Below are 26,462 nucleotides of genomic sequence, written 5' to 3'. Positions count from 1 at the left end.
GGATTTTGTGTGCGAAGTCCCATTATCAGGCACCAAACAGACTTTTCAAGAACCCAGGCCGACGCGAGCGCACCGCACTGGCCCGGATCGGCGCCGGCACCTGGTCCGGCGCCAGGTCATCGATGATGGCTTGCGGCCGCATCACCACCAGCCGATCAGCTTCTTCAGCCCCCACCCGCAGTGCTGCGGCATCGCGTCCTTCCCCCAATAGTGGCGGGCGTCGACGCAGGTCATGCGCATCCGTGGCAAGCAGATGCACAAGCCCCTCATCAAGCATCCGCTCGGCCCAATAGCGGGGGCGCCGACCAAAACGTCCGGTGAGGCTGCCGGCCGTGACCTGCATCCAGACCCCGGCCTCCACAGCGCGTTCGAAAGCCTCGTAGTGGTCCTCAATCCAGCTCAGCCGTTCCGGATGAGTGATGACCGGCACCAAACCCGCCAAGGTCAACTCGAACAAGGACTGGTCAAACCGGGGCGGTGCGACATGGTGAGGGGGCTCCAGCAGCAGATACCGCGTTCCGGCCAGTGTCGGGATTCGCCCGGCCCGCACCCCCTCGACCAGCGCCGGCTGCAGATGCACATCCGCACCCTGCACCAGACGCAAGGGAATCCCGTGCCGGTCCAGTTCACCTTGCAGTGCGGAGATCGCGGTCCGGATGCCCGTCGCATCGTTCTCGTAAAGACCCGGATAGATGTGCGGAGTACAAGCCGCACAGCTCACTCCATCGTCAACCGACATCCGCGCCATGGCCAACGACATGTCCAGGTCGGTTGAACCATCATCAATTCCGGGCAGAAGGTGATAGTGCAGATCAATCACACGGCATTCCAAATGCATTGTCGGGCGCGCGCAGTGTAGCGGCTAATTCCGATGTCGTTGTTGCAACCATGTTGACAGCGCCGCCGCCTGTGCTCTGACAGAAGTACCCATGCCATCACAACCATGCACAATACGCGCATGATCCTGTTTGAACGCTCCCTCTCCACTGTACGTCCGCAACCTTCACCGACCGGCCAGAACGATGCAGCCCGGGTCATCCGGCTGGAACTCACCGGGCCACAATCATCTGGTGTCGTCGACACACTGCACTATTGCCTTGATGAGCGCAGCACCCTGGTGCGCGGATCGGACTGGTGGGTGTATGCCTCGACACCGGTCGGCCTCGATTGCTTTCCAGCGCTGACCCGACTTCTGACGCGTGGTCAGACGGACGGTCTGGACAGCATCCTCGAAGGCCTGGAAGAACTGCGCCCGGTTGCATACGTGGCCGGTTGCCAACGCCGCGGCACCCTGCATTTTGGCCGTTCCCTGGACGGCTTCACCTCACTCCTGTTCGGCCACGACAACCAGCGCCTGGTCATCAGCGATTCCCGCGTCGAAGTAGCACAGCGCATGGGCGAAATCCGCCTGAGTCAGCGCGACAAGCAACACTGCTGCCGCAACTTCATGCTCGAACCCGAAGGCTCCTTTTACGAAAACGTGAAACGCTGTTTCGCCGGTGTCTGCTATCACGTGTCGGCCCGGCACCTGGCACCGGATCAGCGTCGTTTCATGGCACCTGCCTCGCAGGTGCGCAAAGAGGCCGATCCTGTCCAGATCCTCACCGATGGCCTGCGCCAGCTTTTCAGCACCTACGGCAACCGCAAGATTGCCCTTCGCCTGAGCGGCGGCGCCGATTCGCGCGTGCTGCTGGTCGGCCTGATGGATGCGGTACGCCAAGGCATCCTGCATCGCGATCAAGTGCTGTGTACCGGCGTATCGTTTCCCGGCTTCCAGTGCGATGAAGGCGCGGTCATCCACCGCATCGTCGAGTTGAGCGGTTTTGAATCGACCATCATCCCAGCCACCGCCGAACTGGCCCGGCGCGCCCAGCAAAAGCGCATGAATCTGCCAACCCCGCCCTTCCCCACCAGCTTCATCGGCGCGCTGTGCATGGAGGAAATCCAGCGCCGCGAGGCCAGCCTGATGCTCACTGGCCATGGCGGTGATGAAGTCTTCACATTCAATCTGAGCGACATCCTCGGCCGCAGCCTGGCCCAGCGCCTGCGCAGTCATGACCTGATCCGCTGGCTGCGTCAGGCCCGTGGCTGGCGTGCCGAGGCCAAAGCCCTGCTCGCCTCGGCCCTCGGGCGCCACAGCCAACGCGGTCTGATTCAACAAATCAAGGCGAACCAGCTCCCCGCCGACAGCCTCGCTGCCTGGCGTCTAGCCTACCGCCTCACCCTGGCGCAAGCCTGCGGCTACGAAAACGCCGCTGCCGCAAGCCATGCCCACGGCCTGCTGCTGGATGTGCCCTTTTTCCGCGGCCCGTTCTTCCCGCAACTGGACCCTGCCCGCGGCATCCATCAACGCCGCTTCCCGTACAAAGCCAACGCCCACCGCTACCTTCAGGCATACGCCCCGGACATTGCCGCCGTACCCTGCGAAAAGCTCCTCTTCGGTGACGCCGTGGACGCCTTTTTCCCACCGCCCACCACCGCAGAACGTGATGCAGTTGACACTCATCCGGCGCACACCTACCATTTCGCGCGGGGCTATGCCAACTGGTCCACCCCTTTCCTTCAAACAGGGCGAAATTCACCATGAACGATACCGACGCCATCCAGGGCGCCATGGTTGCGCTTTCCACCACTACCGCGATTCCGCGTGAACGAAAGAAGTATCAGACGCCGATGTTGATGCAGTCGAACTTGAGCAAGGTGGTTGCGGGTGCAGGTGGGTCGCAATTCGACACCGATTTTAGTGCCGCCACAATGGTTGGTTGACACCCAAGCCAATCAATCTCGCGAGCCAAGGAACTTTTCACCATGTCAGTATCCCGCACCCTGATCCAATTATCCGCTCTTGGAGTCCTCACCCTGCTGGCCGATACCGCCACGGCACAACGAAGCGTGATGCCGGCCAATAACAGCACCTTCCCGGACATCCAGTGCGACGCCAGTCGCACCCGCTGCAGCCTGAACTACGACACACCATCACCCGTAAGACGTGCGGCCACACCCCAGGCCGCTGATCCGACTCCGGTTGCCGTGGCTCCTCCTTCTGGGCAACGCTACCTCTGGCAAGGCGCCGGCTATCCCGCCTGCCAAAGCTTCCTCGACATGGATCCGCAGCCAACTTTGGCCTCACCCTATCCGTATATTGCCGGCAATGATGTTCCGGTGCCACTGGGTTCTACCCATGTCTCACTGCTGGGCAGTTTCCAGAGCAACCTAGCCCGTGGCCCTTCCGGAAATGCCGCCAATATCGGCATGCTGCAGATCCGCCGCAGTGGTGGTGTTTGGCACAACGTCAGCCTTTCCTATGCCTATACGATCATCGGCCACAATCCTGCACAAAGTCTCTTTAATCGAGCTACCTACGATGGCCTGGTGAATCTGGCCGAACTGCCAGGTGGCACTGGCATTCCGGATATGGTTGATGTGCGACTCGCGGCGTTCCCACTGTATACCAATCCCTCCGCCTCCTCAGATGTACTCATCAACGCAGTATGCTGGGGTACCTTGCAGGTCACCTTCTGATTCCTGACTTCCAGTGTCCCTTGAACGCCAGAGCACTCCGCTCTGGCGTTTTCGTATCCGGCTCCGGGATTATCAATCAAGCCAATCCTGATCACGCCGATTCCGATAATTCACAGGCAACCCGATACCTGCACCATGATCGTCCAGGATAATCGCCTTGTCAGCACCCATTTTCCCGCCAGCCTGAGCGTCCAAGGCGCCGCACCGCTGCCACTGGCCGCCTTGCATCTGGGCGGCCAGGGCCGGCACGATTGGCACCAGCTTCAACACCTCGGGCCAATCCACTACAGCGCCGATGGTCTCGCCGATCCCCTCACCGATAGCGCCGGTCACACCTTCCGGCACGATTTCGGCGACAGCCTCGTGCAATGCACCAGCAACGCACCGGCCAGCAGCGTCATACTGCCGCACCACCTGCCCTGCGACCCCCGCCATATCCCCGCCGCGATGGGCTTTGCCTTCGCCCAGCAATGGGCACGCTTCGGCCTTGCCTGCATCCATGGCGCGCTGCTGGAAGTGGCCGGCACGGGTGTTCTCGTGCTGGGCCAGCGTGGCGCAGGGAAGTCCGTACTTGCCACCAGCGCATTGGTCGCCGGAGGTGGCATCGTCAGCGACGATTACCTGCTGGCCGGTGAGCTTGACGGCACTCTCATGGGCGAGCGCATCCGCAGCTTCCTGTCGCTGCGTGCCTCATGGGCAGCCAGAACCCTGTTCGACAATGCACCGGGCGCCTGGCGATCAGGACGCACGGGCAGCCGCAGCTTTCTCGGAATCGAGGACGACGATCCGCGCTTCCCCGAACACTGCCGCATCAACCGTGTCTGGATTCTCAGCCGCCCACGCGCCGGCCGCCGTGAAGATTCAATCCTGGAACCAGCCTCGCAAGCCGAGCTCTACACCGCCCTGGTCAGTGCGACCCAGCCGCTGCTTCTCGGTCCCGACTTTCCGCATGAGAGAAACCGTTTGACCCAACTCCTCAGTCGCCTGGCCGGGCTCGCACCGGCACGCCTGGAGACCGGTCAGGACATCGTGCTCGACCCACAGGCCACCTGGCAGCGCCTGCTTGCGTTGGCGAACTCACCACACTTCTGAGCCTCCGGCAAGAAGCCGGTCCCCGGCCTGATCAGTCCAGAAGGTCATGCACTACCACAGCTCACGGCTTAAGCCCTCTTCCCCCGGAGTGAGCAGGCTTTCGAGCAGCAAAGCCGCGAGCCTGCAAACACCCGCGCGCATGCAAGTGCGTGGCAAGGGTGTGGGTACGGAGGAAGCATTGCAATCCAAAACCTGCTGGAAAGTTTTGCTGTTGTGCTCGGCTCGTACCCTCATCCGGCGCTTCGCGCCACCTTCTCCCGGCGGGAGAAGGGAAGAGCTGGCATTGCCGTAAACCTTTGAATGTCCAAACCCTTGGTGCTGCAACCCGGATAGTCACATGCCAACTGCGTCCGCCAGTTGCGCAATGAATGCCGGAACATCCTGCCCCGCCGTCAAGTCATCCACCTCGAAGCGTTCGATCAACGCAGCCACGACCTGACTTTCATCCATGCGCTCCCGCAGACATGACAGGATGAAAGCGCCTGTTGCATTGAAGCTGATCAATGCCTCCTGGTTCAGATCCAGCAGCACACCAGTACCATCAGGGAGCAACGTGACCCCGTAGTGGCCTTCTTCGATGCGTCGCGCGAATTCCGGAATATCCATGTGCTTCAAACCTGCCCAAATCAGTCCAACCCGGTACACCCGGGAACATAGCAGCCCTTGCCTGCCCTGATGAGACAACAGGGAATCTGCGCTACCCTGTGCCGCCACCACTTCGCGGACTTTCGACCTTGAAGCTGTTGCGCCGCTGGCGCGCCATCCCCCCCCAGGAACGCCGCGCATTATGGCCATGCGCCTGGCGTCTCGTGCTCGTACGCAGCCTTCTGGCCGGCATCGGAACCGTCAGAACCCGGGCCCTGCTGGCCCGCCAAAGGGCCGGTGAAGCCCACATCACTTCACCCGAGCTCTGGCAACACCGCAGCCATGCCCTGCAACGCCTTTCCGGCCGCCTGCCCGACACCCGTTGTCTGGCTCGCAGCTTCACCCTGTGGTGGTGGATGCGCAGATCCGGTCTGGCACCGAATATGAAGGTCGGCATCCGCCAAGCACACCCCAAGACCGAAGGTCACGCCTGGGTAGAGTGCGACGGCCACGTTTTCGGTGAGACACAGGAAGGCACCGCAAACTACAGCCTGCTGCACTGGCAACACATGGATTGACCTGAATTAGCACCCGCTACGCACAAGTTGCCGTGCAAACGTGTGATGACACAACACCGGCAGTTAGCGAGTTCGCACCTCGGAAAGCACCGTCAGCATACGCTCGGCCAACGTGTCACGGGAGAATGCGGCAGCAGAGCTCCATGCCTGTTGCCGCAGCCCTTCTACGGATTGCGGCTGCGCAGCCAGACGCGCAATCTCTGCCGCCATTGCTGCCGGGTCTTCCGGCGGCACACACACACCGCTCCCGGTTGCCCGGACGATCCCGGTTGCCTCCCCCTCGGGAAGACTCATCAGGATCGGCACGCCCATCCCCATGGACTCGAAAATCTTGGAGGGAATGACGGTTGCGAACACCGGGTTGTCTCGTAATGGAACGATAGACACGTCGCACAGGCTCCACAGCGCCGGCATCGCCTCCTTGGGCTGGCGAGCAATCAAACGGACGTTGTGCAAGCCTCGCTCGGTCACGATCTGCTCCACACGACCGCGCTCGGCACCCGAACCGGCGAAGAAGAATGCGATGTCTTCACGGTGCAACAGTTGTTCCGCAGCTTCCAGCACTTTCGGCAGCGCGTGCGCCATGCCATGGGTGCCCATGTAACCCGCCACGAATTTCCCGGCCAGCCCGAACTCACGTTCCAGCTCAGCATCCCGTGAACGTGGCTCGTAGCGATCAAGATCCACACCATTGATCACCACATGGATCTTCTCACGCGGCACCCCACGGGACACGAGGTCTTCACGGAAACTCTCGGTCACCGAAACAATGGCATTGGCGCGCCGGTACAGGAACAGCTCGATCTTTTCGAGCAGACGGATTGCCAGACTCTTCTTCATCGCGCCCACGGCCATGATCGAGGCCGGCCACAGATCCCGCAGCTCGAACACGAAAGGTCGCCACTTGGCCACCGACAGCGCCCAGCCACCAATCGCGCAGAAAAACTGCGGCGAAGTCGCCACCACCACATCGGGCCGGCGCTCGAACAGACCCATCACGAAACCCATCAGCATGAAGCTCATGTAGTCGAGCGTGCGCTTGAGAAAGCCCTCGTTGGCGGTGATATAGGTCTTGACCCGCACCACGCGAATGCCATCAATCTGTTCAACTCGGCGCCAATGGTTGCGGTAGCCGGAGAACAGCTTGCCCTCGGGGAAATTCGGAGCACAGGTGACCACGGTCACCTCATGTCCGGCGCGTACCCAGCGGGTGGCATGCTCGTAAAGGCGGGTTGCCGGGGCATTGCCTTCGGGCGGAAAGTTGTCCGACAGGAAAAGAATCTTCATTGCGGCATCAGGTCCAGCTGAACTCCGTAGTCGTGTGGCCAGCGGCCATCGTGCACTCCAGCACCCGACATGGATGCTCTTCTCCAAAGCGGGGATACCAGGCATCCGGCACCCACACCGTATCTGCGCCACTGACCTGCCAGGCCACGTGAACGTCGCCACCTGCCACCCGGTTGCCGGCGCTGGAAGTGGTATCGAATCCCGGTGCGAACCGGAACCGGCCCACGGCCGTCCGGGGCTTTCCCGACAGCACATCCACCACCGCCAATCCATCGGCGCTCAACTCCCAGCGACGCGAGTGCACCACCTTGCCGGGCAGCCGCGCGTAGCCGTGGTGCGCCCCCTCCAGCACCAGCGTGCCACCGTCCTCGAAGCAGCGGACATTCATCGGCAACGCGCGACGTGCCACGCGGAAACTTCCCCAGACTTCAGATGAATCCTGACCGTCGACTTCAACGGTATTGTGCATGGCGGTCCCGCGCTGGCGCAGCCGCAGCGGCCCGGTCTCATAGGTTGAAGTGCCGCCGTTCACCAGCACGCGACGCCCATGCAGAGACAGCTCGAACGAGAGCGTGTCCGCGTGCGCATGCCCCGGCAGGTAGTCCGGCCCCACCCGTCCCACATCGGCGATCAATACCGCAGGCCCCTTTGACATGCGCACGTAGCCGGAAGCCTCCAGAACTTCCAGCGATGCCAGCGGCGTGCAGTCCGGCGATATGCCCAGCCCATCCGCGTAGGCTTCCAACGAAACCAGGGAAGGGGCGATTCCAAATGCCGCATCGTTGAACAGCGCGATATCTCCATCCGGGTGCGTCATCACACGCAGCCAGCGCAGCATCGAGCCTGCACCCGTGTGCAACGCCGCTACCAAGGCCGAAGACAGCACGCCCGGGTACACCCGATTCAGCTGCAACAAGTCCAACACGTCTTCCAGCAGGATCGAGTGGTACATCGGGCTGCGTTCAAAGTGACCGCCGTCTGGCAGAAACTGTTCCACCAGTTCGCGTTCCAGCAAGGCGGTGCCCTTGCGCAGCCAGGCCTCTGCCTCATCACCCTCGAAGAACGCTCCGGCAAACACCAACGCCTTGGCATTGGCCCAGAGGTGATTGCCCAGCAGGTGGATTTCCAGCCGCTGCCGCAGGTAGCGCGCCTGCACTGCCAGGCTGTGCACCGCCGTGGGCTCCAGCTTGTTGCCGCCCAGCACCCATTTGACCCAGTTCACGATCCGCAGCGACGACGGATACGGCTCCCAGCCATTACCCCGCCCCGGCGCGTTTTCGGCCACCCAGCGCCTGATCAGATCGCGGTGCCACCGGGTCCGCACGGGTGCCTCATCCGCTACCAGGTCGTCGAAGTAGTGCGCGTTGTACAGCCAGAGCTTGGGCCAGTCCGCTCGGTTCCAGTCGCCGGCGACCAGCAACTCCCGCTCGACACCCAGAAACCGCATCGCATTCGGCCCGGTCATCGATGCGGCGCGCGCGCAACGCACCCATGCAGCCGATGCGGTACGCCGCAACGGCGCCGGAGACACATCCGGACGCGGGCGTGACAACCGGAACCACACACGCCCATAGAACTGCACGGGCTTCAGCCAGCGCAGGGTATGCCAGAGCCGGAAGAGCTTCGAAGTCATCATGCGAGCGCTGGCTCAGTTCGCCGCGTCCGCCTCATCCAACTGTTCGATTCGCAATGCATTGGCCTTGAACTCCTCGCCCCCTGCTTCGACATGCACGCGAATGCGACCTGGCTCTTCCAAGCGAATGGGCGAAAAGATGAAATGGAAGCCAGCAAGCAGTTGGCGCCCGTCATTTGACGGGTTGTCGTCACCACAATTTCGGGTTGCCGCAAACGCCGCATGCAAGTCTGGCGCGGTCATGCCGCCTTCGGCAATGACAACTTCGTTGTGTGTGATCCGGATTTTCAGATCACCGAATGATCCTTCGACGGGCGTCACCACGTTCAGCGCCAGACATAACTTCGGCAAAGTCACAGGGAACGAGCGCACCAGCAGCGAGCCGGTATATGTCCCGACCAGGGTCACTTTGCCGCTGATCTCCTGGCGTATGTCATCGCAATAGATCGCATACGCATACGGCTTCATCGGGTTGACGCCTTCAAGCTTTCCTGCTGTTTCAGCGCAGCGTCCAGTGCGTTCATATCGATATCCAGCGCCTGCGCAAGCCGACGGCAGGTGTCGATGCTCAGGTTGTCGGCACCGCCCTCGATCCGGGCGATGTGAGGCTGGCTGGTCCCGATCAAGTCCGCCAACTTTTTCTGCGACATGCCCTTGTTCATGCGCAAGGTGCGCAAAGTAACGCCCTCGTCGGTGTGAAAAACTCCAGCCACCCACTGGCGCGCACGCGCGATGGCCGCTCGCCTGTCACCACTGGCTTCCCAGCGGGCGACCAGATCACCCACGGCACGGTGGCGCACAGGTACTTGCACCGGAGCGGCCAAAAACTCACCGATCCGATAGACCTTGCATTGCTCGCCTTGAGAGCGGGTCTCCAAGACAACACCTTCCCCCGCGTGCTCAAAGCTCCTGATAGGTGTTGATGATGCGCCGGTAGAGCGGATGGCTTGGGTCATAGTTGAAATCTCGTGGTGCGATCGCAAGCACATGGTAGTGCCGTGACTGCGGAATAAAGGCATAGATGATGCGGTAGCGGAGATCTTTGTCTTCCAGATCCCAGACCTTGAGTCGCCAAAGGTTGTCCCCCTTGTGCCAACGCTCCTGCCAGCGACTGACATTGAACTCGTCGACTCCGCGAGCACCGAACTCGTGTTGCGTCAATCGATCCAACAGGCCCTGGTTGCCCTCGCACTCCTCTAGCATCACCAGGATCCGGGCCGCAGCATCCGGCTCGCTGTCCCAAATTTGCTCAAGATCCTCTTCAGCATCCTGATGGATGAAAAGTCTATACACTATACCGCTCAAGGTATAAAAGTGACAAGAGAAGCCTGCCGCCCCAAAACTGAAAAATAATGTTCACGATCAATCGGTTGCATAACAAAAGCAAGCTCTACCTTCAGCTATCGAAGGCACTCAGAACAGCAGCCGCTCCAATTCGGCCACAATCCTCACCGCCGTTTTCCCATCCCACTTCTCGGGAATGCCACCCTTCTTCCACCCGCCGTCAAACAGTCTCTCCAATGCCGGTGCCAGCGACGCCGGATCGGTGCCAAGCAGCTCATTGGTACCGATGCTGATCGTTTCCGGCCGCTCTGTCGTAGTGCGCAGGGTCATGCAGGGTACGCCCATCACGGTGGTCTCTTCCGTGATGCCGCCAGAGTCGGTGATCACCGCCTTCGCGTGTTTCACCAGCCAGTTGAACTCCAGGTAGGGCTGCGGATCCACCAGCTTGATGTTCTCGGGGAAACCCGGCAACTCACGCAGCGTCTTGGCGGTGCGCGGATGCACCGGGAACACCACCGGCAGCCCGCGCGTACCCTCGCCTATCGCTGTCAGCAGCGCGGCAAACGGTCCGGTGGCGTCCACGTTCGAGGGCCGGTGCAGGGTCAGCACGAAGTAGCCGCCCGCCTCCAGGCCCAGTTCCTCCACGAACGCCGGCGGGCGCAGGCGGTCCATGTTGCCCAGCAGGGTGTCGATCATGGTGTTGCCGACGAAGAAGATGCGCTCCTCGCCTACACCAGCCGCGCGCAGGTTGGCGTTGGCGATCTCGCTGGTGGTGAAAAACCAGTTGGTGATCGCGTCGGTCACCATGCGGTTGATCTCTTCCGGCATGCCCCAGTCGCCGGAGCGGATGCCGGCCTCCACGTGCGCCACCGGCACGTGCAGCTTCTGCGCCGCGATCGCGCAGGCCATGGTCGAAGTCACATCACCCACCACCAGGCACAGCGCGCTACGCTCACCGAGCAGCAGCTTCTCGTAACCGATCATGATCCCCGCCGCCTGCTCGGCCTGTGTGCCGGAGCCGACCTCCAGATTCACATCGGGCTCGGGAATGCCCAGCTGCTCGAAGAAATCCCCCGACATGCGCGGGTCGTAGTGTTGGCCGGTGTGGACCAGTCGGTAGCGCAGCGGCCCGCTCTCGGCCTTGCGCGCCTCCAGCGCTTTGATGATCGGCGCGATCTTCATGAAGTTCGGACGTGCGCCCGCGATGATATCGATCAGCATGTAGTTCACTTCCCCTACGGATTCAAAGTGTGTCGATATGGCGTCGGACATTGCCGGCAACGGCGACCATCACCCGCTCCATGCGCTCCGGATCGCCGCCCTGCTCCACCACCCCGGCGCCGACGTCCGCCAGACGCTCCAGAATCATGGCGGCCAGTGAGCGCACCCGGCCGAGCACATAAGGTTTGCGATAGCCCGCCGCCGTGGCGAAGGCCGTCCAGTCATCCGCGCTTACCTGGTCGATGCCAGCAGCATCGCCGATGCGCATGGCAGGCGTGCGGTCCACCAGCGACTCGGGCAGATAGATGGTGGGCACCAGGTCGTACAGCGGTGCCAGCCTGCGTTGCCCGTCGCGGTCGCACAGCAGGGACAGGTTCTTGGCGTGCGCATCGGCATTGCCAATCAGCGCGTTGAACACCACCCAATCCAGCAAGCCCTGCACCGCAGCGGGGCCCAGAGCCAGCCTACGCACCAGGGCCGAACAGGCGGCCAGACCCGGCCCGCCACCTGCTTCGTACTTGAGCCCGTCCGGGTAGCCCAGCGCCTGGCAGAAATCCTCCTGATGCAGCCGCTGCAGCGTGCCGTCGGAGACACGAACGCGGTCATAGCGCTCGATCAGCAGCGCGGGCCGGTCCAGCACTTCAACCAATCGCGAGGACGCAGCATCCAAGCCAAGATCCCGTGCCAGCGCCAGGCCCAGTGCCTCGGCATCACGCAACCCGCGGAAACGACGGCTGTCCGGCTTCAGGATGTGGGTGCTGGGCTCGCCCCGGTGTGGCAGGCGCAGACGGCCATCATCCTCGGCCACCACCGCCAGCTTGTCCTGTGCGCCGGCCAGAGACAGCCGCATCGGCGTACCCGCCAGCGCCCAACTGCCTTCGCCGCCCTCGTCACCCTGCAGGAACAGGACCGCTTCCAGATCGGTCTCGTCCGCGTCGGCCGCCTCAGCCGGCGCCCCCGGCACGCGCAGGCTGACCGCACCCGCACACTCACCTCCAATGGCGGCCAGCAGGCTGAAGTCGTCGTGGGGAATACGCAACCGCTGCACGATGGCCTGGCGCACCGCGCCTTCGGGCAACAGATTGCAGAACCAGTTGCGTGCCACCGCGCCGACCCAGGGCGCTTCACGTACCAGCATCGTCACCGAAAGCGCGGGCGCTCCGGAGCCGACGTAAGCTTCGTGATAGGTGAAGGCCCAGTCCTCCGGGCTGCGCAGGGGCCCGGAAATCTCCAGCGTTCCCGCAGGCTGCCCGAACAGCTCCACTTCCAGCCGTTCGATCATGCGTCCCCCCCCGCCAGCAGCAGGCGCAAGCCCAGCACGGCAAGCACATCCATCACCTTGCCCAACTCGGTGCTGTCCTTACCGCGCTCCAGCTCGCTGATGAAGCGGGGGCCGGTGCCGGCCAGACCGGCCAGATCCGCCTGGGTCAGGCCGTGGACCTTGCGCGCTTGGCGCACGGCGGCGCCCAGAGTGCTGACATCGGTCAGTACCGTTAGTGAACCCGTACGGGAAAATTTGGAGAGCATCAGACAGATAGAGGTCAGTCATTCCCGCTCGGGATCATTTATCCAGACATGTACTTGTGTCAAGATATTTATCCCGACCGGGAATAAATGATACCCACCCACCACCGTACCAGGCCCTCATTTCAGCCCAAATCCCGCTGCACCTCAACACTCACCCGACTCACCTCGATCACTTCGTCCAGCGGGATCGGCGATGGCGAACCCGCTTTCACTGCCTCCACAAACGCCCTGGCGCACGCCGCCTGCCCCTTGTCCTGGCGCCAAAGGTTCATCTTCTTGAAGTCCTTCCATCCCCATCCCCTCAGCTTCCGAAAGTTGTCGAGCTGGAGCACGCGGCCGGCGCAGAACACTTCAAGGCGCTCCTTGGGAAAGCCCTTGTCGCCGTTGGCCAGATAATGCACGGTGCCGAACGATCCATCGGCGAACTGCAAAGTAATCGTGGCCTTGTCGTCGGCAATTTCCACCGCCGGATGCGCACCCATCGCCACCGCGTGATGCCCCACGATCGGCGCCCCGGCCAGATGCCGCAGCAGGTCGATGAAGTGGCAGCCCTCGCCCACGATGCGCCCGCCGCCCACGGCCTTGTCCTGGGTCCAATGGTCGGCTGGAATCGCACCGGCGTTGACGGTCATGACGAAGCTCTTGGGCTCGGCCACGGTGGCCAGCAGCTGTTTGATCTTCACCACCTGCGGGGCGAAGCGGCGGTTGAAGCCCACCATCAGCAGCGGTCTTTCGCTCCCTCTCCCGCCTGCGGGGGAGGGTTGGGGTGGGGGTCCGCTTTTTGCTGCGACCTCAATCTCCACCAGTTCCTCAAGTGTCAAACACAACGGCTTCTCGCAGAACACATGCTTGCCCGCGCGCAGCGCCGCCAATACCTGGCGCGCATGCGCATCGTGCCGGGTGGCCACCACTACGGTGTCGATGGCAGGATCTTCCAGCACCGCCGCCGCATCGGTCGAAGCCTGGGCAAAGCCATGCTTCTTCCCGTAGTGCACCGCACTCACACCGCCGCTGCTCACCACGGTGCGCAATGACGCACCGGCCGCCTTGAACGCCGGAATCAGCACCCGCCCTGCATAGTTGCCCGCGCCCAAAAACGCCACGGATGCAGAGCCCCTCTCCCCCCGGGAGAGGGGTTGGGGTGAGGATTCGCCACCCAACTGAACCGTCCTGCGCCCCAACCCCGCCGCATCATCTCGTGGGTACTGCAACACAATCCCGAGCGAAGGCTCGCCGCTGGACAGCAGCTCGTACGCTTCCACCGCCTGCTCCAGCCTGAAGCGATGCGAGACCAGCGGCGCCACGTCCAGTTGGCCCGAGGCCATCAGATCCAGCACGGCCTCGAAGTTGCGCTGCTCGGTCCAGCGCACGAAGCCCACCGGATAGTCGTTGCCGCCCTCCTCGTAGGAAGGGTCGTAGCGGCCCGGGCCGTAGCTGCAGCTGACCTGAAACGTCAGTTCTTTCTCGTAGAAATCGGCACGCGACAGCTCCAGCCCCACCACGCCCACCAGCACTATGCGGCCACGCTTGCGGCACATCTGCGCGGCCTGGCTGACCGGCTCGTTGCTCTTGGTGGAGGCGGTGATGATCACCGCGTCCACGCCGCGGCCGCGGGAGAAAGCCTGGGCTGCGGCCAGCACGTCTTCGCCCGCGCCGGGATTGACCACCTCGGCACCGAACTGGCGTGCCAGCGCCAGCCGCGCCGGATCGAAGTCGATGCCCAGCACCCGGCAGCCCTGCGCGCGCAGCATCTGCACGGTGACCAGGCCGATCAGGCCCAGACCCGTGACCACCACGCACTCGCCCATGGTCGGATTTACCAGTCGGATGCCCTGCAGGCCGATGGCCGCGAGCACGGTGAACGAGGCGGCCTCGTCCGACACGCCGTCCGGGATCTTGGCGCACAGGTTCTTCGGCACGCACACCACCTCGGCGTGCTTGCCGTTGCTGACCACGCGCTCGCCCACGGCGAAGCCTTCAACACCCCGGCCCAGCTCTGCCACCACGCCGACATTGCAGTAGCCCAGCGCCAGCGGCTGATCGAGCTTGCTCTGCACCGCTTCGATCGTGGTAGCCAGCCCATCGGTGCGTACCTTGTCCAGCACCATGCGCACCTTGTCCGGTTGCTGGCGCACCTTGTTCAACAGATTGGCCTTGCCGAAATCCACCAGCATGCGCTCGGTGCCGGCGGAGACCAGCGTGGTCGAGGTATGGATGAGCAGGCTGCCGGTAGATACCTGCGGAGTGGGGACATCAGCCAGCTGGGTGGTGCCGTCCTTGAGGCTTTGGAGGATCTGTTTCATCAAATGCTCAATCGAATTGTGCGACGCGGCTATCAGCAGCCCCAGTTCCGCTGGCAACTTTGGTGTAGGAACTCTGGCCAAGGCGATCCATCTCTACTGCCTTGAAGTGGCGCATCATGTAGACGTGCGACCGCAATCGAGACCATGCGTATCCAGTCCACCCTGCTCGCCAAAGGCCACGGAACAGGTAGTAGTACACAAAAACACCGAAGAACCTGAAGGGAACGCGGTCAAACCACTTCTTCACCCACATACGACGCTGCAGCGGGGTTCCCAATAGCGCGGGCGTTTGTGCAAATCCGGACTTCGCCACAATCCGAGCAGCCTCTGCCGACGAGTACTGATTCTGCTTGTGGTACCAGTGATGAAGGTTCGGGCTGTCGTGATGCTCCATTACTCCCGAAACCTTCAAGACCCGCCCCTCAACAATCGGATGCTCATTGACAGCAACATCGGTAAACCTGCACTGCCCGGTTTTCCACACTCGCAGAATGTTCTGCCGCACAGGCAACGCCTTGCCCATGAACCACAGCCTTCGATCCAGCGAGAAGCCATCCGCGCGCCCTTCTGCGACCGCTTCTTCAATTGAACTCTTCAGTTCCGCAGTCAACCGCTCATCTGGATCCAGCTTCATCGTCCATGGTGCAGTAATCGGCAGGCTCTTCAGTGCAAAGTTCCACTGGTCACCGAACCCACGGAATTTCCTCTGAACCACATGCACACCATTAGCCAAAGCGATATCCACCGTGTCGTCGGCGCTGTAACTGTCTACCAGGAACACCTCCTGTGCCCAACCTTTAAGGTTATCCAAAACCGCTGCCATATTATGGGCCTCATTCAGTGAGATCATAATTACAGCAATCGGAACAGGCCATTTTTCTTCTCGGACTGCCATTGCCACTACTTTCCTTCTTTCTTCAGAACAAAGTAGAGACATGATTGACGTCCGGTCAAGCGACCCACCCACTTAAATGGAAGTGAAAATACGGCCAGAGCTATCCGAAGCGTCGAACTCAGCGTCGATTGCTTTGTAGATGAGGCATGTCCAGTAGATTCCACATTCGCAACTTCCGGACGAAGGAAAGTACGAATTGCGGAGATCAAGTGTGCGGCAAACTCTCCACTCCATTCATTCGTACGGATCAATTCAAGGCTCGTTCCGTTTGGAACAAGGTATTCAACAGCCGAGCTCCCAATCATCGTGACATGATCGATCGGCTTGTACATTGACCAGTATCTTCCGCATAGCTTTGCAGTCAGTGCCTGAGCATTTGGCGTTATCACAAGAAGCCTTCCACCAGGGGCAAGTGCGTCCACAACACATTCAAGAAACTCACCAGGCTGATAGATATGCTCGATTACATGCGACAAAATTACAATGTCAAACTTTTCCTCAAACATCCCCTTTTTATAGTATCCGGAGACCACGTCCAAATCGAACAACTCAGTTGCCGCTTTGCTATGAGAGGCGCTCGGCTCCACCCCTCTTACTTTAAGCCCTGCACGCATCCCCGCAAGCAGGAACCCCCCCATCCCACAGCCTATATCGAGCAGTCGCCCCCCCGCCCTCACCTCAGGAAAAAACTTCCTAAGCAGCTTCTCCTTTCCATCTACATCCATGCGCACAAGTAAGTCCGATAAATCAGTGTTACCAGACTGATAGCCGGGATCATACGAAGGATTGAGATTCCAATACTCCAATTCACTGATGATTTTTTGAACAGAACAGCAAATCCCACATCTTCCCCATTTAAATGATAACCAAGGGCGTCGCCACTCGAGCAACGCACTTCCGCATACACGACAGGTGCCTCCCATACCGCTCATCACATACTCCCCACCTCGTGAACACAGGGCGGACGCGTCCCACCTTCACCAATCCATTGATAGGCAGCCTCCATACTCGCGGCGATCGCATCCCACGAAAAGTCCCGTTGCATCCAAAGGCGACCTTTCGCACCCATGTCGTGGAGTTGACTTCTGGGGAGCGACATGGCGATATCCAGGGTGGCACGCAGACTGTCCACGTCGTTGGGAATCCACCAGCCACATCCTTCAGTTTCCAGCCCCGACCATGGCGCACCGCGAGCCACTATGGCAGGGCATTCGTATGCAAGCGACTCGGCCACGGCCATACCGAAATTTTCCGAGTGTGTGGGCAGCACAAACAGGTCCGCATTGCGGTAGGCGGCTGCCTTGTCCTGTCCGTACAGAGGTCCTGGAAACACGACTCGACGTGCACCGATACGTTCGACCTGCGCCTGTAGCCCAGCGATGTAGTCGGCTTCCCCTGGGCCTACGATCTTCAGTTGCCAATCCTGATGGCGGTGTTCAAGTGGTGCCCAGGCATCCAGAAGCCGCTCAATGCCTTTCGTGGGGTGGATGCGAGACAGGAATAATAGAGTTCGCACGCCCTCACTCTGTATCCGAGTGGCGAGCATTGGGGGAAGGTCGATCCCATTTGGGATGATGGCCACGGGCGCAGTGAAACCGGCTCGACGGATGTCGGCGTATTCTTCCCCGCTGGTCGCGTGCAACAGATCAGCCCTCGAAAGCGCGCGCTTCTGCACCGGCCACAGCAGTTGCTTGCGCCGCTTGCTGAGCGAAAGCGCCCATTCGGACAAGGTGCCGCGAGGCGAAGTCACCAGTTTTGCCCGCTTTCCAGGCACCACCCAACCCGAAGCAACATTCACCATCGACCACAGGCTGTGGTTGTGCACGATATCTACCTGCCTCGCTGCCCCCGCCAATGCCCGGGCATGGCCAGGCGAAATAGCAAAACGACGCAGCACAGGCCACTGTGGGTGCACGGACAGCTCTACCCCTGGGATCTCCCGCCCGGCATGCAGGCACGACAACGTCACTTGGTGACCGCGCCCGGCAAGCGATTGACAAAGGCGCGGTACTGAGTAGGACGGGCCGGAGGCTTCGACGTTGATATGGGGCAAAACGTGAATCAGCTTCATGACGCAATGCTTCGGTATATCGAAGCATAGTGCTCAGCTACTCGCCGAGATGAGAATCGTTTCGCATTGTGGAAGCCCGCTGCCACCAATCTGTCCCGGAGCGCAGCATCTCGCATCAGCGCAATAACGCTTTGGCGAATACTTTGTACGTCAAACGGATCCACAAACAGAGCAGCATCTCCGGCAACTTCGGGCATTGGCGAAAGACTACTGGTAATGACAGGGCGGCCCACAGCATTTGCTTCTACAATTGGAAGACCAAAACCCTCATACAGAGAAGCGAACATCAGCAGGTCTGCCTGCTCATACTGACTCAACAACTCCCCTCGGCTCAAACCAACATGATTCTCAATCGTGACCCTGTGTTGGGCCAGAACAGCTTCCTGTTGTGCTGTCAGCTTGCCGACTATGACCAAGGTGCAGGGCAAGCCAGCGAGAGCTTCCGCTACACGCTCCAAATTCTTGTTCGGCTTGGTACCGATCTGCAAAATGCGCGGATGCGTGACGTTGAAGGCTTTGGGCAAAGGCCTGAACTCGTCGGATACTGGGTTGTGAATTACGACAACCTTCCCCGGGTCACAGCGAACAGCTGATAGAAGAGACTGCTTGGTCTTCACGGAAATGGTGACCACCAGCCGGCTACGCTTGATCGGAAGCCAGTACCAGAACAACCACAGTAGGAATCGTTTCAGTCCACGCGACCTGTCCAGTGCCACTAGGTCGTGGACCGTCAACAGGGTTCGCTGGCGGTTGAGGAAGTAGGTTAAGTAATGGGTGTCACCAGTGACGTGATTCACATCAGCTTGCACCTTGCGCGCAGCCCATGCGTCGCGCAAGCGTGGCAATAATCCTGAAGATGGCTCCCTGCATATCCAGACGTTTGCGTGAATATCGCCAGGAAGCGCCTCCCGCACGTCGTCGTATAGGCGTTCAATGCTGAACACATTGGACCGCGGCTGGCGCATGTAGTGGGTAACGTTCAAAGTCACTTCCGATGACTATTAGTCACTACGTCACAAACGGCCTTCTCGATGACGGCTGCTGCGCTAGGAATGTCGTGCTCTTGTGCGATCTCACGGCTGGCTTGCTGCATTCTGATCAATGTGCCCTTCTCCGTCAGCAGTCTGAGCATCGCCCGGGAAAGAGCGTCTATGTTGCCCGGCGGATAGATCAGTGCATTCACATTAGGCTGCGCTAACACCGTATCCCCAACACACCCGATACCTTCGGCCACGATTAACGCCAGGCCGGCAGCGGCAGCTTCCGTTGCAATTAGTCCGTATGGCTCCGATTCCGATGTAAAGGCAAAAGCATGCGCCTGCTGCAGCATCTGTGGCATAGCCGATTGATTCACAAAACCAGCAAATTGCACGCGCACATTTGAAGGAAGTTCGATCGCCATCTCCTTGACCGAATCAAGCAGCGGACCATCTCCCGCAAGTACTGCATTGATTTTCACATCAGACCCTTTTGCAACAGCATCAAGGGCTAGGATAAAATCCTGCGGGCGTTTGCGATGCATAAACTTTCCGGCCCAAATAAAATCGAACTCTCTGTCCGATTCCGGATCAGGCGCCTCTGCTGAGAACCGAGAAACATCGACAGAAAAAGGTTGTCGGAAGATCGTTTTTTCAGGGGCCCCATACCGCTTAACGTACTCAACGTTTGCCTCGCTAGTGCAGAGAAAGGCATCAACGTTCACGAAGAATTTCCTGACGATAAAATACTTCGCACATGCCTTCAGTCGATCTCGTGGGTTGTTGGCGTTTGAATCGCTTGTGTAAAGGACTCGAGTGCGATTCTTGGCTGCCCAGCGCACCGCCTCCCAGTTCATCCGGCTTGCATACCCGTACACTAAAAGAGCGTCAGGACTCAGGTTTTGCAGAGTTTCCTTGAGCCCTGGTGAGCTCTTTTGGATAAACGAAAGCCCTTGAAGGTCAATCCCGGGTTGAAGGATGCTATGCGGATAACCATCTAGAAGCGGGATATCCCAAGAGATGGTTCGACCAAAATTGACGTCGTGGTAGGCGTTGGCTCCCGTGTCGCTCAGGTAAACCACATGCACATCAATATTATCTCGTGCGACCAACTCTCTATAGAGTGGCGCATAGTACTGAATAGGGTGGCTGACAAGGATCACCAATCTATACTTCATGAGTCGCCAGCCCTACTGAGAAATTGTAGATGAAATCATTCCTTTCTCGACCATTGCTTCTGTTATCGCCATTGCGCGATTAACGTGGCCGTATGCCGGAACACAGCGAGTGTAGGCACGCTCCGTCATTCGCTCTCGAATAGATGGATTTGCCAAATAGTACTTAACTTTATCGCTCAACTCTTCTTTCGACGAAAAGACGTCGATCTCAGTTCCTACGTCAAATAGGTTACGAACCTCATCATTATCTATGTGCAACATGAAGCCCTTGCATGCCGGAATTTCAAACGTCCGCCTGGATACCAGATCCTGCCACTGGGAGTCCGTCTTTCCGAAATGGAGTGCAATATTTATCTTGGTCATCTGAATTGACTTGGCATAGCCAACGCCCGAGACCTCGCCAAGAAATGACTCTTTCGGTAGATCAAGCTCAGATTCCCACCTGTTGCCAATTATTATAAATCTCGCATCTCGATTATCTTCTATCAATCCCGACATCCATTCCTTCTTGTATTCCGAGAAATTCCCCGCATACAGAACATCGGAATCCCTGCTATCGTCATTTAGGTGGGAATAGATTGGAGAGTGAAGTCTATCCGTGTATCCGTGAGGCACCCATACGGTTTTTTCTCTTCCTATACGCTCTTGTAGCCATTCAACATGGAAAGATTTGGTTGTCGCAAATAAGTCATAGCCCGAAAGTGAGTCCAAGTGCAGTTGAGGGTGATTGAATGATACGTCTGGATAATAGACAGCAGCGTGGGATGAATGCAATTTCAGATCCCTAAGAAACCCATTTGTCACCCCTTGGCCTTTTACAAAGAACACGACGTCTGGCCGTAAAAATTTACATTCCTTGAGAACCGCCTCTCGATAGGACTTTTCCCACCCCATAGTGGCAACACGAGAAGCAATTCGCGAAATTATTGACTTTCGCGATCCTGATGAAAATTGACGAATATCTACTTCTTGCACGGCCCATCCGGCCCGTCGAAAGCCATCCGCCAATCCACTTTCGGTTGAGCCAAGGCGAAAGTTACCGGCAAATACCATGACCGGCTTTCGCATCATACCGTTATTCTCATTACTCATATTATATTTGGCCTCCTCGGGATCTGACTCTCTACTGGCCGTGTGCGGCGTAACCCCATTGCCTTGGTGGCCGCCCCCAGCATCCAGATAAAAACAACCGTAAAAATGATGGCTGTGTAGGCATACACCACATGGTTTTCATCAAAACGGAGTGTCCAGTACAGGGTGATGAAGCAGAGTGCCTGGTGCGAAAATCCAGAGTCGGTGCGTAATACCCATTTCTGCGCCCCCGCCAACATGACGCCGTAGATAATGCTGCCAAGGACCACACCCAACCACCAACCACCCAAGTACATCTCCGTAAAGAAGCCGGCGGCAGTGGCAGAAGTTATCTGAGACAAGGGGATGTGCCCCCCAAGAATGCGCGCGGTATGCATGGCCCCAGGTTGCAACACTGGTTTGCCCCGCCATAACGCTCGAGGGATCACGCTCGCAGGAATTGGACCAAATACCTCCATAGGTTCATGACCTTTATTATCGGCCAAAGTTGTCGTTGTGGCGTGTGCAATAGTTTGGTTGATTCTGGAACTGATGCTATTTATCGCATCCGTGGATTGTTCAGTGTCAACCTGGTCACTAAAACCCTCAATCAACTCTCCTCTTGATACATCCAACTGCCCTGCGCTTCCCCAAGTTGCCTCCCGCACGTATTGCACATATAACTGTGAAAAAGCCAGCAGAACGAATCCCATTATTATTGCCGCCACTCGAGCCACAACATTATTGAAACCCATCCAATACAGAACTGCGGCAGGGATGAAGGGAAACAACATCTCCTCTTTCATCCCGCTTCCAATAGCTAAAATGAACATCGGCAATGCCAGCAAACTAGCTGTCACTACTTGGCGCACCACCTGCTCCTTGACTCTTGCGATGAAGTAGATGGCGGCGACACCAAAGCCAAACAGCAAAGAAAGTATCTGACTAAATGGGCCAAAACTTATTCCAAACAATTTATCGGTGACATCAACCATCATCGCCGAAATATAAACCAGCCATGCCACCCTGACAGGTACTTGGCGAACATTTTCAAGGAACGAGAACTGCTCGACCCGACTCCCAACACTGAGTCGCCAGCTGCATGCCACCAGCAGCATGCCTGTCACCGTGATCAACTCCCCTTTCAATAGAAGGTCGATTACTGGATCAGATATTGGAATCGCCCAGTACCGGTACATGTTTTCAACACGAGTCCCATAAACCACCGCATCAACTGCAGCGTGCAGTCTGAAAGCCGTCCCGATCAATAGCAGCGCCGCACCAAAACTAACCACCCTTGCCCGCCCCCAACGCCCAAACCGCCAACAGGTCAGCAACGCCGCAGCTCCTCCCAGGTGCACCACGGCAAGGCTCAGGTGGTCGGCTATTCCTACTCTAGAAAAAAGAAATGCCAACAGCAGAAAGGATCCGTAGACAACTCCCGAAAGCAGCAGCGTCTCAATGAGGTGCCTAGCATTGAAGTGGATGGACTTAAAAGTCGGCCCCATCGACTTCTGCAAGGGGCTGCTTGACATTACACCTGCCATAGCAACCCCATAAATATTCTCACAGAACCCCTCACAGGAGTACCTACGTAGTGCACAATCCCTCACCCCTCAATTTGTCTCGCCCCGTATTGCACATGTGCTTTCCGCTTCCCATAAGCTGATTAGCCCTATCCCTCACATCCGAGGACTCCCTGAAAGCGAAGCAGACAGACGCTCTCCGGTCGAAGTAACACTCTTGCCGTTCTACCATCAACCATTTTTCGATCTGAGACGCTACAAGCCTTATTTGGAAGGGGTTCTGTGCTTGACGAGCAATCCTCATAGCTAAGAGATAGGGCTAACCAGATCCCATGAATCCAATTGATAGATTGGATTCAACAAGTACCGGAGTCATGGTCATGCCCATGTCCTCGCCATACCGTAAGTGCTTTCGTTGTCATGACCGCTATATTTGTGATGCGCTACAACATCGACTATACGCAACCGACGCTCTTTTCGACCCCACAATTCCACGTACCCAGCTATGACATACGCTGCTCTCGTCCCGTTTGAACGAGGCTAGCAAAAAACTTTTCAAGTTCAACGGAGAAATCATCCCAACGCCAAGCAGGCAACTGATTTGACGCCGTCGGAGCCGCTCGCTCCTTCCATAGCGTATCGAAAGCCGTCACCAGTTCATCGAGAGTCGCACATTCATGGAACCCGGTAGTGCTACCCCCAGCCAATTGCCTGCTCTCCGGATGTTCACGGGGGAAACACACCACCGGTCGACCCGCGACCAAAAGCTCTAGTAACTTGTGATGAAAAGACACATCACTAGTAAGATAACAATTCATTAACGATTGTTGCGTCATTCGTGCTAGTTCCTCCAGCGGTCGTTGCCCCATGTTCATCACAGTACACGGCAGCAGAATTTGATGCACAGCCTCATTGAATTGCCGGGAATCCGTACCCGCGTACACTAGTCGAAGGCGCTCCTGACCACATACCGGCAGTGCTTCTGCCCACTGCTTCAATGCTGAGAGGAGCACATGCAGCTTCGTAGTTGAGCGGATACTTCCAACCAGCAAAACATCGCGAAATCGATCACTCTGATCATTCGCTGGAACCTGGTAGAATGCCTCGGCAACACCACTATAGATGACTTTTTTAGGCTTCGACTTGCCCCAGGACTCGGCAGCTTGCAGATGCAGCCACGCATTTGAAGTCATGCCCGCTGCGTCCCGGAAACGCCATGCCACCGCGTGGCGCAAACCCTTCGGAATATATCCGTACCAATTGTCCTTGATGTCAGCCACCCAAGGGCAACCCACCCGCTGCGCCAGCCACTGCCCAAGTTGGAGATTGCTGGTGTTGCCGAATGTGGCCCAGGCCAGGTCGGGATCGAATGCCTCGGCTATCTTTTCGAGAATGGGCCATGCGTTGGCCACCCACTGACCGTGAACACCATCGCCACCCAATAGACGCCAAGCGGTCCTTATCCTTCGTATCAGCGGTGGCAGACTCTCCGCCCCTTGTGGGCGGGTAGACACGGCGTGTTCGCCTACCGACAGTACCAGCGGCTTGGTCCAGTTGTGGGTGACGATCACCGACGTGATTTCACTTGCATCTAGGCAATGTCCCGGCTGTACGGGGGATTCGCCGGTTAGCAGCACGACTTGGTGCCCTCGCGAGGCCATTGCTTTGGCAAAGTAGTACATGCGCATCGCGGACACGTGTGGCGTATCTGGGTGGACATGATTGATAAAAACCAGCTTCATGGCTGTTCCTGTTGCATACGCTCCCGGCTGGCGCGCAATGGCTCCAAAAAGTGCAGTTTCCATTGCTCGACCATGAACGGATGCCATAGCGTCCAGCCCAGGCCCAGTTCGCCTTGTTCCACCCGGCCCAGCGCTCGTTGCCACCAGCCGGCAATCCAATAGGGGCTGTCACGGAAAGCCGCGCTGTTGAAGATGTCACGGACCTGCGCCAACAACGCGGGTGACTGGAACCACAGATCCTGTGGCGGGCGGAAGCCCTGCTTGTTCCAGCGCGTGCGGATGCCCTCGGGCAGGATGCCGCGCATCGACTCGCGCAACAGGCGCTTGGTCTGAATTTCACCCATCAACAGGTGCGGCGGCAAGCTGGCCACGAACTCGGCGATACGATGGTCGCAGAACGGTAACCGTACTTCACGCGAATGTGCCATGGAGTTACGGTCACCGTAGCGCAGCAAAGTGGTTAAATATCGCCCAAAGGTATCCTGGGCCAACGCACTGGCCAATGGGTTGAACGAGGACAACCGCGGCAGAGCCGCATCATTAGCGACCTGATGGGCTAGGCCCGGTCGTAGCCCATACAACAGGCTCGTGCCGATGCCCAAGCGATTGGACAACACGTGCCGGACACGGAATGGCAGCCGGTCGCGTAATGCGCGTGCCGGAGGCACCAGTGCAAGCGGGTAGCGCTCGCGAATACGCGGCAACTCCCGTGCCAGCCGGCGGCTATCACCTTGCTCCCGCAAAGCTTCCACGTAGCGCGCGAAATACTGCTCGTAGCCGCCCAGAGTCTCGTCGGCACCCTGCCCATCCAGCAGCACCGTCACTCCGTGCTGGCTGGCCAGCCGGAACACGTTCCATTGCGCGTATTGGCTGGAACTGCCCACCGGCAGTTCGTTGTACCAGACGAACGTGGGCAACTCGGCGATGAACCCGTCCACGGTCGGCTCTACTACGTGGCTGTGCACACCGGTGGCATCGACCACCTGGGAGGCGTAGACCCATTCGTCGGCGGCGGTTCCGGGGAAGCGGCCGGTGAAGGTGTGGTAGTCGGCGTCCTGGCCCAGCAACTGACGAGCAATACAGACGATAGCGCTGGAGTCCAAGCCACCGGACAGGCACGAACCCACCGGCACGTCGCTGCGCATGCGCAGCCGCACCGCGTCCACCAGCAACTCGCGAAAATGGGTGAAGACCTCGCGCTCGTCCAACACCACACCGCCACTGCCCGGCTGCAAGGCCCAGTACTGCCAGATGCGGCGCTTTAGGGTGCGGACATCCACCTCCATCGCCTCGCCGGGCAACAGTTGCTGGACATCGTTGAAAACGGTCTGACGGTCACCGTCCAGCCCAGTGCTCGGCCTATAGGCAGCGCGCACCAGGCGCAGTTCGTCATAGTCCAGCGACAACCCCGGATGCTGCAGCAACGCCTTGTACTCTGAGGCGAAGGCAAAGAAGTCGCGGCCGACACCGAACAGGAACGGTTTTTCCCCGTAGCGGTCGCGGGCACAGAACAGCACGCCGCGTAGCCGGTCATAAAGCACAAAGGCGAACATGCCATTGAAGCGCTGCAGGCAGTCCGTACCCCAGCGCTTGTAGGCCTCTAACAATACCTCGGTATCTGTGTGGGAGCGGAATACTGCTCCTAATGCCACAAGTTCTGCCCGGACTTCCAGATAGTTGTAGATTTCGCCATTATACGTCAGCACGAAGTCACCGCTGGCGTCCCTCATTGGCTGTGCGCCTGCATCGGACAGGTCGAGAATGGAGAGGCGACGGTGACCCAAAAGAATATGCTTGTCCTGATCGAGCACCATCTCCCAAACACCATACCCATCTGGACCCCGATGGATCTCGGCATCCAGCATGGCACCGAGGACGCAGCTGTCAACGGGCGAACCAATGATCCCTGCAATTCCACACATTATTAAATAATCTCAAAAAAAATAGAGGTAGTTATTGCTTGATACTGT

At 58.9% G+C, this 26,462-nt stretch carries 25 protein-coding genes; 5 read left to right on the top strand and 20 right to left on the bottom strand.

Annotation, left to right across the window (positions count from 1 at the left end; genetic code table 11):
* Positions 1 to 25 precede the first annotated feature (25 nt).
* Entirely contained in the window at positions 26 to 820 is a 795-nt protein-coding gene (locus WDB66_RS03145; protein WP_339397084.1) for a tyrosine-protein phosphatase, read from the bottom strand.
* Positions 821 to 958: 138 nt separating this feature from the next.
* Here WDB66_RS03145 and WDB66_RS03140 point away from each other — a divergent pair, with 138 nt between their 5' ends.
* The 4 genes from WDB66_RS03140 to WDB66_RS03125 all read left to right on the top strand — a co-directional run bounded on the left by WDB66_RS03140 (position 959) and on the right by WDB66_RS03125 (position 4,614).
* Positions 959 to 2,587, top strand: coding sequence for an asparagine synthase-related protein (locus tag WDB66_RS03140; RefSeq protein WP_339397082.1), 1,629 nt, complete (start codon positions 959 to 961; stop codon positions 2,585 to 2,587).
* A complete protein-coding gene (locus WDB66_RS03135; RefSeq protein ID WP_339397080.1) occupies positions 2,584 to 2,766 on the top strand; it encodes a hypothetical protein in 183 nt (60 codons plus the stop codon). Before WDB66_RS03140 ends, WDB66_RS03135 begins: the two co-directional genes overlap by 4 nt.
* Positions 2,767 to 2,808: 42 nt before the next feature.
* Positions 2,809 to 3,522, top strand: a complete 714-nt coding sequence (locus WDB66_RS03130) for a hypothetical protein (protein WP_339397078.1) — start codon at positions 2,809 to 2,811, stop codon at positions 3,520 to 3,522.
* Positions 3,523 to 3,657: 135 nt separating this feature from the next.
* A complete protein-coding gene (locus tag WDB66_RS03125; RefSeq protein WP_339397076.1) occupies positions 3,658 to 4,614 on the top strand; it encodes a phosphoenolpyruvate carboxykinase (ATP) in 957 nt (318 codons plus the stop codon).
* Between the two features lie 333 nt (positions 4,615 to 4,947).
* Here WDB66_RS03125 and WDB66_RS03120 read toward each other — a convergent pair whose 3' ends face one another.
* Positions 4,948 to 5,220, bottom strand: coding sequence for a PqqD family protein (locus WDB66_RS03120; protein WP_339397074.1), 273 nt, complete (start codon positions 5,218 to 5,220; stop codon positions 4,948 to 4,950).
* Positions 5,221 to 5,348: 128 nt separating this feature from the next.
* On the opposite strand from WDB66_RS03120, the gene WDB66_RS03115 reads away from it, so the two are divergent.
* On the top strand, positions 5,349 to 5,777 hold the full coding sequence (locus WDB66_RS03115) for a lasso peptide biosynthesis B2 protein (protein WP_339397072.1): 429 nt from the start codon (positions 5,349 to 5,351) through the stop codon (positions 5,775 to 5,777).
* Between the two features lie 63 nt (positions 5,778 to 5,840).
* Here WDB66_RS03115 and WDB66_RS03110 read toward each other — a convergent pair whose 3' ends face one another.
* The 18 genes from WDB66_RS03110 to asnB form a co-directional block, all read right to left on the bottom strand.
* Positions 5,841 to 7,064, bottom strand: a complete 1,224-nt coding sequence (locus WDB66_RS03110) for a glycosyltransferase family 4 protein (protein ID WP_339397070.1) — start codon at positions 7,062 to 7,064, stop codon at positions 5,841 to 5,843.
* A gap of 7 nt (positions 7,065 to 7,071) precedes the next feature.
* Positions 7,072 to 8,484: a heparinase II/III family protein gene (locus tag WDB66_RS03105; protein ID WP_339397068.1), complete on the bottom strand. Its 1,413-nt coding sequence runs from the start codon at positions 8,482 to 8,484 to the stop codon at positions 7,072 to 7,074.
* Between the two features lie 228 nt (positions 8,485 to 8,712).
* Entirely contained in the window at positions 8,713 to 9,165 is a 453-nt protein-coding gene (locus WDB66_RS03100) for a DUF6941 family protein (RefSeq protein WP_339397066.1), read from the bottom strand.
* Positions 9,162 to 9,653 carry a helix-turn-helix domain-containing protein gene (locus WDB66_RS03095; RefSeq protein ID WP_339397064.1) on the bottom strand — a complete coding sequence of 164 codons (492 nt, stop codon included), beginning with the start codon at positions 9,651 to 9,653 and terminating at the stop codon, positions 9,162 to 9,164. The genes WDB66_RS03100 and WDB66_RS03095 overlap by 4 nt, the downstream gene beginning before the upstream one ends.
* Positions 9,598 to 9,990, bottom strand: a complete 393-nt coding sequence (locus WDB66_RS03090; RefSeq protein ID WP_339397063.1) for a type II toxin-antitoxin system RelE family toxin — start codon at positions 9,988 to 9,990, stop codon at positions 9,598 to 9,600. Before WDB66_RS03090 ends, WDB66_RS03095 begins: the two co-directional genes overlap by 56 nt.
* Before the next feature lie 120 nt (positions 9,991 to 10,110).
* Positions 10,111 to 11,202 (bottom strand): non-hydrolyzing UDP-N-acetylglucosamine 2-epimerase, encoded by a 1,092-nt coding sequence (gene wecB / locus WDB66_RS03085; protein WP_339397062.1) that lies wholly within the window; start codon positions 11,200 to 11,202, stop codon positions 10,111 to 10,113.
* A 22-nt stretch (positions 11,203 to 11,224) separates the two neighbouring features.
* On the bottom strand, positions 11,225 to 12,484 hold the full coding sequence (locus WDB66_RS03080) for a type II toxin-antitoxin system HipA family toxin (RefSeq protein WP_339397061.1): 1,260 nt from the start codon (positions 12,482 to 12,484) through the stop codon (positions 11,225 to 11,227).
* Positions 12,481 to 12,729, bottom strand: a complete 249-nt coding sequence (locus tag WDB66_RS03075) for a type II toxin-antitoxin system Y4mF family antitoxin (RefSeq protein WP_339397060.1) — start codon at positions 12,727 to 12,729, stop codon at positions 12,481 to 12,483. The genes WDB66_RS03080 and WDB66_RS03075 overlap by 4 nt, the downstream gene beginning before the upstream one ends.
* Positions 12,730 to 12,851: 122 nt before the next feature.
* Positions 12,852 to 15,032 (bottom strand): bi-domain-containing oxidoreductase, encoded by a 2,181-nt coding sequence (locus WDB66_RS03070; protein ID WP_339397059.1) that lies wholly within the window; start codon positions 15,030 to 15,032, stop codon positions 12,852 to 12,854.
* A gap of 7 nt (positions 15,033 to 15,039) precedes the next feature.
* Positions 15,040 to 15,927, bottom strand: coding sequence for a glycosyltransferase family 2 protein (locus tag WDB66_RS03065; RefSeq protein ID WP_339397058.1), 888 nt, complete (start codon positions 15,925 to 15,927; stop codon positions 15,040 to 15,042).
* A gap of 5 nt (positions 15,928 to 15,932) precedes the next feature.
* Positions 15,933 to 16,859, bottom strand: a complete 927-nt coding sequence (locus WDB66_RS03060) for a class I SAM-dependent methyltransferase (protein ID WP_339397057.1) — start codon at positions 16,857 to 16,859, stop codon at positions 15,933 to 15,935.
* A complete protein-coding gene (locus tag WDB66_RS03055; RefSeq protein WP_339397056.1) occupies positions 16,859 to 17,998 on the bottom strand; it encodes a glycosyltransferase in 1,140 nt (379 codons plus the stop codon). The genes WDB66_RS03060 and WDB66_RS03055 overlap by 1 nt, the downstream gene beginning before the upstream one ends.
* The gene (locus tag WDB66_RS03050) at positions 17,995 to 18,981 is read right to left on the bottom strand and encodes a glycosyltransferase family 4 protein (protein WP_339397055.1); all 987 of its coding nucleotides are present in this window, start codon (positions 18,979 to 18,981) and stop codon (positions 17,995 to 17,997) included. Before WDB66_RS03050 ends, WDB66_RS03055 begins: the two co-directional genes overlap by 4 nt.
* 2 nt (positions 18,982 to 18,983) lie before the next feature.
* Entirely contained in the window at positions 18,984 to 20,153 is a 1,170-nt protein-coding gene (locus WDB66_RS03045; protein WP_339397054.1) for a glycosyltransferase family 4 protein, read from the bottom strand.
* Between the two features lie 12 nt (positions 20,154 to 20,165).
* Complete coding sequence (locus tag WDB66_RS03040; RefSeq protein ID WP_339397053.1) at positions 20,166 to 21,245, bottom strand: CgeB family protein; 1,080 nt, start codon at positions 21,243 to 21,245, stop codon at positions 20,166 to 20,168.
* Complete coding sequence (locus WDB66_RS03035; protein WP_339397052.1) at positions 21,242 to 22,759, bottom strand: DUF8712 domain-containing protein; 1,518 nt, start codon at positions 22,757 to 22,759, stop codon at positions 21,242 to 21,244. Before WDB66_RS03035 ends, WDB66_RS03040 begins: the two co-directional genes overlap by 4 nt.
* Before the next feature lie 494 nt (positions 22,760 to 23,253).
* Positions 23,254 to 24,492 (bottom strand): glycosyltransferase family protein, encoded by a 1,239-nt coding sequence (locus tag WDB66_RS03030; protein WP_339397051.1) that lies wholly within the window; start codon positions 24,490 to 24,492, stop codon positions 23,254 to 23,256.
* Positions 24,489 to 26,414: an asparagine synthase (glutamine-hydrolyzing) gene (asnB, locus tag WDB66_RS03025; RefSeq protein WP_339397050.1), complete on the bottom strand. Its 1,926-nt coding sequence runs from the start codon at positions 26,412 to 26,414 to the stop codon at positions 24,489 to 24,491. Before asnB ends, WDB66_RS03030 begins: the two co-directional genes overlap by 4 nt.
* Positions 26,415 to 26,462: the final 48 nt, after the last annotated feature.

Origin of the sequence: Denitratimonas organivorans, from assembly GCF_037478135.1 — a bacterium.
Classification (GTDB): domain Bacteria; phylum Pseudomonadota; class Gammaproteobacteria; order Xanthomonadales; family Xanthomonadaceae; genus Denitratimonas.
The sequence above is the reverse complement of the archived record's forward strand: the minus strand, read 5'-3'. Positions and strand labels throughout refer to the sequence as shown.